Origin of the sequence: Bacillus sp. JJ664, assembly GCF_036962205.1 — a bacterium.
Taxonomy (GTDB): Bacteria; Bacillota; Bacilli; order Bacillales; family Bacillaceae_G; genus Gottfriedia.
Map to the genome: position 1 here is coordinate 1 of NZ_JBALMS010000142.1, position 9,904 is coordinate 9,904.

Sequence of the window (9,904 nt, forward strand, 5' to 3'; positions counted from 1 at the left end):
AAACAATATAGTATTGACCATTCATTGCACGGCTCCAATACATGATTTCTGGTGTTGCGATAATTGCAGCAATAGAAGACTCCTTGATTAAAACAACAAATTCATTACCCAGTGGTGGGATCATTCTTTTAATAGCTTGAGGTAAGATTACATATCTCATAGCTTGTACATGTGTCATACCAAGTGATCTAGAAGCTTCCATTTGCCCTTTATCTATTGACTGGATACCTGCACGGAAAATTTCCGCAATATACGCTGCAGCGTTTAATGATAATGCGATAATTGCAGCGGCAATTGGATTCGTCTCATCTATAAAGTAAGGTACTACTCCAAAATGAATTAATAGGATTTGAACGAATAATGGTGTTCCTCGGAAGAAGTTGATATACCATACAAATGGTAAAGCTAACCATTTGTTCGATTGCATTTTTCCTAATCCGATGAATAAACCGATAATTGTACCTAATACGATTCCCGCTAAAGATAGGGCAATTGTTAATAACGTTCCTTTCCAGAAAAATGGCAAATATTCTACGATTACATCCCAATTAAATCCCATCTATATCTTTCCCCCAATTATCTAAAATTGCGTAACACAGTTGAGGTTACGCAATTTTTAGACTTCTATTTATTTTGTTCACCTGTTAACGTTTCAAGATCAGGTTCAGTACCAAAATGTTCTTTATAAATTTCTTCATAAGTTCCATTCTCAACTACTTCTTTTACTGCTTTATCTAATTTCTCTTTATATTTACTTCCTTTAGGTAGCATTAAGCCATAAAACTCTGCAGCAAAGCTATCTTTATCTTCAATAACGACTAATTTTTCATTTGGATTATTTTTCGCATATGTTTCTACTACTGCATTATCAGCGACTACAGCATCCGCTCCGCCACTTTTTAATTCAAGAATTGCTAGATTATTATTTTCGAATTTTTTAACATCTTTACTGTTCTTACCTAATAATGATTCAACTGCTTCTTGACCAGTTGTTCCATTCTGAACAGCTACGACTTTACCTTTAAGATCTTCAGCAGATTTAATATCACTGCCTTCAGGAACTAAAATCTTATTTGTTGAAAGGAAGTAAGGAACAGTGAAATCGTATTTAATTTTACGATCATCATTGATTGTAATAGATGACATACCAATATCAGCTAGCTTGTCTCCAACTTCTGCGAATAATGGGTCCCAACCAACGTTTACAATATCAATTTTTAATCCAGCTTCTTTTGCAACTGCATTTGTAAAATCAACATCGAATCCGACAATTTTACCTTTATCAAGATATTCAAATGGTGCATAAGCAGCATCTGTAACAACTCTTAAAGGTTTTTGATTTTCTGTACCACCTGTTTTTGAATCTTTTCCGCAAGCAGAAAGAATCAGTGCTGTTGAAACAGCAAAAGCAAAAGACATTTTTTTAAAGTTCTTCATTTAAATTCCCCCTATGTAATACAATTCTTAAATTCACTGATTTAATTAAATATATAGAAAATTTAATATATTTAGACTTTAAATAATTATATCTGTTCTTGTTTATTTATGCAATACTATGTCAATGATTGTTAAATCCTAATAAATTGGTAGTATTCACAAATAAAAAAGCAGTTCTTTACGAACTGCTTTTAAAAACATGAATAGTTAATTCAGTTTATTATTTCATTCTAAAAACTTCACCACGCGGGATAAATGGTAGTCTCGCACCTTGTGGCATAACAAATGCATGTTCTCTTTTAATTGAAAGACGATCACAATATCCATCTGTAATAATGAGAATCGGTCCGTTTTTAGGGAAATCTTTAGCACTTTCGATCATATCAATTCCAGGTTGAAGGATTGTACCGCCTCTACCTTTTATCTTTACCTTCTCAAGTAATGCTTCTGGATGTACATATCCTTCATCGTGTGAGGTAGCATCACAAAAAATGACTCTGACTAATGGTACATCTCTAGCAATACTATAGCTTGCAATTGTTCCGAGAGCTTTACCTAGTAATACACGATCCATGGAACCAGAAGTATCTACAATGACAGCAAACGTTCTTTCTCTTTGATCTCCACTTTGGTTGATCCACCTTGGTCTTGCGATATTAGGCGTAGATGCTTGCCTTCTACTTTGCCTACTATAGGTTCTGACTTTTTCAATTGGATGAAACATTCTATCAAACCATTTCGCAAGTTCAACATCCCATGGAATCGGTGGCTGGCTTAAACTTTTAATCTCTTCAACCAAACCAAGTGGAAGATATCCGCGATCTTGTATTTGATGATAATTTAAACCTTGAGCTAATGCTCTTCGGTAAAACTCATCTAAATCCATTCCTACATTTCCATCCCAGAAATCAGATGATTTTGTTTCAATGATGTCACCTACACCAATTCCTTTAAATGTTTTTAACTTACGATACATTCTTAAGTCAGCGGCAATTCGATCATAAATTGTTTCAGCAGATAGTCCTTTTAACTCGGAATCATACAAACCACCAACATGAGGTATATCTCCGACTTTCATTTCAATTAACCAGCCATTAATCACATAGTCACATGCCACATTCCATAAATAAGGATCTCTACCTTGCCTTCTTGTAGCATGACTTAATCCAGCGTGTAATAATTCATGGGCCATTAGAAACTTCATTTCTTCATCCGTTAATTGGACTGATGAATTAATATAGATTTCCTTTGTATTTACACTTATTGCACCAACTGAAATATCCATTCTAGTACAAAGTATAGCATCTTCAATAATCTCAAAATCGCTTGCTAATGCACCCAGTAAAGGAAATGAGCTCATAAACCATGACTTTGCTCTTTGAGCTTGAGTTGCTACAGTAGAACCATCTAATGATGTATCAATTCCACCCGCTACCCTCACTGCACTTTGTACGGCCATTGACATTCCTTTTGCCAATAAAGTAGGATAATCAATTTTGCGATTATAGTAATGGGAACTACCTTTATTTACAATTAAAAAATCTGATTTCGCTTTTCTGGTACTATATTTTTTTAAGTTTTGCGGAACACCTTCTTGAATAAACCTCTCATATAGCTTCTCTTCAGAAGGAATCGATTCATAAATGGGCTCAGTAAATTCAATCGGTGGTTTCCCAAATTTTAATTCACTTAAAAATTTAGTAATAAAACAGTCACATGCAATATTCCATGCTTCAGGATTTTCCATTTTTTTGTTATGCGATAAGCCTAAATGCAATAAACAATGTGCAATAATGTAGGACCACTCATCTTTTGAACCTTTCCGCTCATTATTTAAGTATATATCTCCAGCACTTGTAACGTATCCCCATGAATCTTCATGCAATGATTCAACAACTACATGAATAACTGAAAATATAGGAGCGAACAATGGATGATATTCTACAATTTTTAAACCTTTATCAATATTTACTTCATTATTTTTTATTTTGTCACTATATTTCTTATTCAATAAACATCAACCTTTTTAGCCGCTAAGCGCGGAAGATCCCTAATTACTTCTAGCATAAACCACCCTGGGAGAACTTCACCTTTTTGCTCTGAAACGACCATTTGAGCAATTTCTAAACTAATGGTAGACAATTCTTTGATTAAGTCTTTCGCTCGAAATGCTAGTTGCTTGTAATTTGATTGATTTTGAATTGTAGCTTGATCCTTTGGCAATTCTTTTAAAAGCTGTGCTCTAAAAGACTGTGCCATAAAATATAATAAATCGCGTTCAGCGGGATTATCTGGCCATCTCAATTCGCCATTAATAATTTTATTTAAATCATATTGACGTTGAATTTGTTTGATAAATGCTTTAAATTGAACAGCAATATGTGGCGTCAAGCATGCACTAGCGATTACATCCAATACTTGCTCATTCAATGTTGAACCATATTCATGCAAACAATCACTTAACATATGCCATGAGCGAGGCGTTGAAAATGGTTCCTCTGTTTTTGGTGCTTCACTCCATAAATGATCGGGTCTCATTTGAATGTATTCTATTACATAATGATGGATCTCATTTTCATAAGCCCACTCTAACCAATCTTTATGTGAAGCTCTTAATTGAATGTGCACCATTCGATTAATTAACGCTGAAGACATCGTTTTGACAATCGCATTATCTTGCGTTCTATTTCCTGCACCTATGACAATGGAGCCTTTCGGTAAATGATATTCTCCAATTCTTCGTTCTTGGATCAGACTATAGAATGCCTTTTGTACTTCATGAGAACATGCATTTAGTTCATCTAAAAATAAACAATAAGGTTCATCTCTTGCAATTTGTTTTGGTGGACAAAAGACACTTTTTCCATCTTCAATTTTCGGTACACCAATAATATCCTCTGGTGCAAGCTGACTCCCTAATAAAGAGACACAATCCATCCCTAATTCAGCAGCAAAATTCTCTACAATAGAGGACTTCCCAATCCCAGGAGCTCCCCAAATAAATACTGGGCGCACTGGCGCAACATTTAATAAAAAATCATATAATTGTTTTTGAGTTACACTTGCAACACTATTCAAATAACAACTTCCCTTCAATTTCTCTAGTAAATTATGTTTGTTCTGAAAGTATATTTTAATCATATGAAAATGATGTTCCAATATATCTGTCTAATACTCTTTTATTATAGCATTTCTAATATTTGACTTTCCTACTTATTTAAAACACATTTAAGTAATCATAGAAAAAAACAAAACGGCTGTTCCTAAGTGAGCAGCCGTTTCCTTTTATTCGTAACCTATTTCTATTCTTAATTAAAACTCGAATTTTACTGGTCTTAAAAATAAATTCTCTAATGTTTCTTTTGCATTTTTTTCTTCAAATAATATTTCATATAAAGCAGAACTAATAGGGAGTTCGACGTCATATTTTATAGACAACTCGTTTAATGCTTTTACTGTTGAAACACCTTCTGCTAATTTCTCGAATTTTTCACCTTGAGCATATGCTTGACCAAATTTACGATTATGACTATGCTCTGAAAACAACGTAGCTTCATAATCTCCGAGATGACTTAACCCGTAAATCGTGATATCATTTCCTCCCATTGCTCTGACCAGACGAGAAATTTCTCTCGTACCACGGGCCATCAATGATCCTTTTAAACTACTATAATGTAGTCCATCTAACATTCCCGCTGCGATACCCATAACATTTTTTGTAGCCGCTCCAATTTCATTTCCAATCAGGTCTTGTCCATAATAAAATCGAATTAAATCACTATTAAAAGCATTTACAATCTTTTTCGTTACTTCAATATTCTCAGAGCTGATGACCATACAATTAGGTATATCATTCACGAAATCCTGCACATGTCCTGGTCCTACCCAAATAGCAACATTCACATGTTTTCCGACTTCCTCACTAAATACTTGAGTTAATCTTTTTCCACTATTTGCTTCGATGCCTTTCATACATAAAATGAACGTTTTTCCTTGAAAACACCCTAAAGCATGTAATTGTTTTGCAAATGAACGTAACTCTTGTGCACTAATTGATATGATGATTGTGTCCGAGAATGAAACTGCAATTTCTAAGGAATTGGTTAATTCAATCGAATCTGGGATTGAAAGGTAATCATTCTTTCGATTTACTTTTAAGTTATGATAGTTTCTAGAGTTTTCTCTACCCCATAACATGACCTGATGACCAATTTTATTGATATACCATGCAATAAAAGTACCCCAACGCCCACAACCTAAAACTGAAATATTCATCTAGTATCACTCTCCGAATTTCTTTAACGATCACTAATTTTTCTAATTAAAATTAACTATTTCTACAAATATTTCACTACTTCCTGCCTTCTAAAAAATTGTAGGCGTTTTATGTTTATTAAATTCACAACTTTGTTACATAAAAAAAGCCTTGAGGTAAAACACACTACTAGTGATTACCCCAAGTGCTTAAACTATTCAATCTCCTCAGAATATTAACAATCTGAAGGTTAAAGTGAAATAGATTGCTATATTTATATATTCTTATTGACGTACAGTAATTTCTTCAGACTTTGTTGTGACTTTCAGACCGCTTTTCGTAACCACATCAGCCGATAAGTAATAAGTACCATTGGGAAGATCCGGCTTTGGAGCCCATTGAGTACGTAAGGTATGTTCGTTTTTTACTTCAAAAGAGTCTACCACAATTCCATTACTATCTTTAATATTAATTGTCCAGTCTACTCGGTTACTTGCATAGCTGGTAATGTATGCTGGGTTGTCTTTATTAACATCACTAACTGGATCTACCCAGAAAAATGAGATAACCATATCTTGATTGATATAGGATGGGTCACCCCAAACAGTGTAACTTTGGTTATAAGCATAGTCTATTCCCATTACAACAATGCTTTTCGGTTCTTCATCTACAATTAATGAAGTTTGTCCCCGTGCAAGTTCAAAAAACTGACCATTACTCCATATAATTCCCATATTATAGCCGCTACCACTTTTATTATCTTCTGCTTTATAGGTAATTTCATATTTCCCATTAACTGGCTTTATTTGAATATCAGATACGGTAGGAGCGATTGAATCTACTTTTACCGGCAATTTTACTTCTTGTGGTATCGCATTTTTATAATCCAAAGTCGTCTTAATAACATATTTGTAATCGCCATCAGGTACAAAATTTCCATTCAAATCCTTCATATCCCACATGTATCCGCCGTACATATAGTCTCCATATACCATAATATTTTTTCGGAATTTCCATGGCTTTCCTGTATATTCGCTAAAATCACCTAGATATTGAATTCTTTTTCCAGATTCATCTTCAATATACATCTCAGTTTTTTGTAAATTTCGTAATGTAGTGAATGTAGCATACACACCATTTATAAACATGTTTGGTGAAACAGCAATGTGATTTGTATCAAATCTACCTGTTTCTGGATCATACCCCATAGGGAAACGTTCTGACAATTCATCCCAAAGTGCTGTATATCCTAAAAATGCATCTTTATCCCATGCTGCTGGGTCAATATTTTGAAGCTGATCCCATTTTCCATAAAAGCCCATATATGGAACTGTTAAAGTTACTACTTTACTATTATCTATCGGAACAAGTCTTACAAATCCTTCAACAAAACTATTTTTCTTAAATGTATTTGGCAATGATAAATCAACAGTAATATTTTTAGTTTGACCTGGTTTAATTTTAAGAATAGTCCCATCTGTGTCAGTAACAAGTTTATCATTTACTTTCACTTCAGCACCTTTAACACGTTTACTAGTTAATGTTAAATATTCTTTAGAATCCAACTGACCATCATTATCTAAATCAAATTCTTTCATTTCAGTTTGATCTGCCATTACATCAACAAAGATTTTGTATTCGAGATCTTTATTGTCTTTGCCTTTATCATTTTGTTTAAAAGCTTCTAGATTCAATTTGAAGCTTGTTTTGCCATTTAGAATTTCTTTCAGGGCAACTGCTCCAGCTTGTTCCAGTGGGGTATCCTTTCTTGTAATAATTGCCGGTGTATTAATAGCATTTTGAATCTGCATTAAACCTGATCCTTGAACACGTGGCGAATAAGGTACTTGGTTAGTTGTGCGCGGATCCATAACTACTTTTGCAGTATTCATTAAAGCTAACTTTGCTTTCAATGCTGTATTTTTTGCGTGTGGAAAACCTTTTTCATATAATGCTTGAAGTAATAATGTTGAGCCCCCCGCTACATGAGGGGTGGCCATCGAAGTACCACTCATGATCTCGTAATCGTTTCCTGGTACGGTCGAATAAATACTACCACCTGGTGCAGAAAGTTCTGGTTTGAAATCTAATGTATGGGGAGAACCTATTGATGAAAAATCTGACATCGTATTTTTGATTTGATTATCTACCCATATCCCTTTTGATAAATGCATTTTTACACTTTGGCCACTTTGTAGTTTTTTAACTAATGTATCTCCTGGAATTTTCCCAGTAGTTGCAACAGGGATAGAGTATGGACTTAACCCTAAGCTTGGATAATCTGGCATATCGTTATTAGGTGGAATAATAATGACAGCTTTTGCGCCTTTTCTCTCGGCATCAAATTGAATAGAAGAATAATAACTATATTTATCTAGAAGTTTTACGACTACAATCTTACCGTTTACGTCTTTTCCGTTATAATCTGATGCACTTGTTCCTTCACCAACGTATACCATTTCATAATCTTCACCTGGAGATAAAAATTTGGATAACTTAAAATGAAATGAAGAAGGAAATTGAGTTTGATCTTTAAATGGTAACTGAAGTCCATTCGCTTCTTCTAACGTATTTAAATGGATTTTTGAATTTTCATATGATGCTACTGAAATAGCATAAGGACTTACCGATGGTTCACCAACTACCCCGATGTCTGGGTTCTCTGCATATGGACTTGATGATGAAGGGATAATATAATTTTTCGAACTAAAGGATGCGTTCCCACTAGCAACTACAACTAGTGAACCTTGCTCAGTTGCTTGACGGATTGTTTTTTGTATTGGATCATTTTCCTCTCCAACATAACCTGAATCAGTACCTAAACTCATGTTAATAACGTCTGCGCCCATTACTACCGCATGTTCAATTCCTGCGATTATATCATCCTCATATGCACCGCTACTATAATCAGAAAATACTTTTTCCGCTAATAATTGAACGCCAGGCGCAATTCCTTCAACCCCATCATTTGCTTCATCGCCATTTGCGCCAACAGTTCCGGCTACATGTGTACCATGGGGGCTACCAGTTTCTGCTGGAATTACGTCTGTGTCATCATCTGCCCAATCATAACCTGACGGAACTTTATCGCTATACCAAATTTCATTAACAGCGGTTTCAGAAGATTTTTCATTTAAGACTTCTTTTGTTAATTTTGCTTTTTGCTTGCCTTTATCAGTCAATTTCATATCTTTGTGCGTATAATCAATTCCTGAGTCAATGATTGCAACAAGTAAACCTTCACCCTCATATCCATATTGATTCCACACTTTTTGAGCTTGTACTAATTCCTTACTAGCTCCCATAGTAGGATTAAATGTTCTTGCAATATGTACATTTAATACACCTGGAATTGAATGGATTTCGTTTATATTTTGATACTCTGTTTCTAAACTAAATCCATTAAACCCTTCATAAAAACGTTGCTTTAGCTTATTAGGAGATTTTGATGTTCTTGTTGGAATTTGCTCAATGACTTGATCCTGTTTTTGTTTATAAAATTCCTTTTTACTTTTTGTTGATTTTTCATCAGTTGAAGGTTCTTCTATTTCTATAATTAAGCGGACTTTATCTGTTGGCTTATAGGCTTTTACTAATCCTTTTTCTTTTAGTTCTTTGTAACCTAATTGATCTTTATTATTACCGGCTGAAGCTTTTACGTTGTCTAAAAGTATTTGCCTCCCTTGTTTTACAATTTCTTCAATAGTTGATGATGATACATTATTGTTTTCAGAGCTTTCCGCTATTGCAGTAAATGGTGAGATCATCATTGATGTCAAAGTTGCCGAAGCGATTACTTTTAATGACTTCATTTTAAAGTGCTTCATTCATTCCTCTCCTCTCGAAAATTCAGTTAAAGTAAGAAATTTGCGCTACAAAATGATCTATATCAATCTATAACACAATAAAACAGTAAAACTACCTAAAACTAAATGTGTGATAGTAAGAGTGCTCTTGTCTTATACTTTTGAATTCGTCATTAGGCAGTAAAAAGAGCACTATAAGGAAAAATAATAGTAAATTAGAATATTGATTGATGGAATCATTGTAGGGGATAAATCTGGTTTATAATATGTAAATCATGTAGTTTTACATACTCATATTTTACTTGTCCACTGTATGACAGTAAATTGGGGGAATTAGCATTTTACGTTACTAATATTGCCATAAAAATTCAGTCGAAAATTTGGTATTTATTATTTTTTAAGTAGA

At 34.0% G+C, this 9,904-nt stretch carries 6 protein-coding genes; all 6 read right to left on the bottom strand.

Translation table 11 applies throughout. The features are described 5' to 3' along the window. Positions 1-559 (bottom strand): amino acid ABC transporter permease (locus tag V7056_RS18195; protein WP_499703812.1); only part of this gene is annotated, 559 nt, incomplete at its 3' end. Between the two features lie 65 nt (positions 560-624). Continuing rightward, positions 625-1,437 (bottom strand): basic amino acid ABC transporter substrate-binding protein, encoded by an 813-nt coding sequence (locus tag V7056_RS18200; RefSeq protein ID WP_499703813.1) that lies wholly within the window; start codon positions 1,435-1,437, stop codon positions 625-627. 220 nt (positions 1,438-1,657) lie between these two features. Continuing rightward, positions 1,658-3,448 carry a vWA domain-containing protein gene (locus tag V7056_RS18205; protein ID WP_499703814.1) on the bottom strand — a complete coding sequence of 597 codons (1,791 nt, stop codon included), beginning with the start codon at positions 3,446-3,448 and terminating at the stop codon, positions 1,658-1,660. After that, complete coding sequence (locus V7056_RS18210) at positions 3,445-4,515, bottom strand: AAA family ATPase (protein WP_499703815.1); 1,071 nt, start codon at positions 4,513-4,515, stop codon at positions 3,445-3,447. Before V7056_RS18210 ends, V7056_RS18205 begins: the two co-directional genes overlap by 4 nt. A 234-nt stretch (positions 4,516-4,749) precedes the next feature. Continuing rightward, a complete protein-coding gene (locus V7056_RS18215; RefSeq protein WP_499703816.1) occupies positions 4,750-5,712 on the bottom strand; it encodes an NAD(P)H-dependent glycerol-3-phosphate dehydrogenase in 963 nt (320 codons plus the stop codon). 264 nt (positions 5,713-5,976) lie between these two features. Continuing rightward, positions 5,977-9,519 (bottom strand): S8 family serine peptidase, encoded by a 3,543-nt coding sequence (locus V7056_RS18220; protein ID WP_499703817.1) that lies wholly within the window; start codon positions 9,517-9,519, stop codon positions 5,977-5,979. Between the last annotated feature and the right edge of the window lie 385 nt (positions 9,520-9,904).